We start from the raw sequence: 587 nt of genomic DNA on the forward strand, positions 1-587 counted from the left end.
ACAATATAGTTGCCGTTTCTTTTAAAGTTTATTTCCCGAGTGCCGTTAAGGTTTGCAACGAGTTCGACTTACAAGACATAGTTCTGTTGGTCAGAACTATGGTGTCGAACAGCAGATTGCTCAATTCAGGAGAGACGATATGCCACAAATAATTAATACTAACATCGCATCCTTAAACGCTCAGCGTAACTTGGATAGCTCTCAGTCAGCACAGGAAACAGCGTTGCAGCGTTTGTCTTCTGGTCTTCGTATTAACAGTGCAAAAGATGATGCAGCTGGCATCGCGATTGCTAACCGTATTGACGCTCAGGTTCGTGGTTTGAGCGTAGCATCACGAAATGCGGGTGACGGTGTCTCGCTTGCACAGATCGCTGAAGGTTCTATTGAATCGATTTCTACAAGTTTGCAGCGTTTACGTGAGCTTTCGGTTCAGTCTTCGAACGCTTCGAACGGTGATTCAGAGCGAGTTGCTTTGAATCAAGAAGCGCAGCAGTTGATTTCAGAAATTGAGCGAACTGCAGGTTCTGCAACATTTAACGGCGTAAATCTGCTAGACGGTTCTTTCCAAGGCAAATCTTTCCAAGTTC

At 44.8% G+C, this 587-nt stretch carries 1 pseudogene; it reads left to right on the forward strand.

From position 1 onward, the window contains the following. Positions 1–139 precede the first annotated feature (139 nt). A pseudogene (locus A3738_RS20805) lies at positions 140–587 on the forward strand (flagellin); the annotation flags it as partial.

Source organism: Oleiphilus sp. HI0066 (assembly GCF_001635725.1).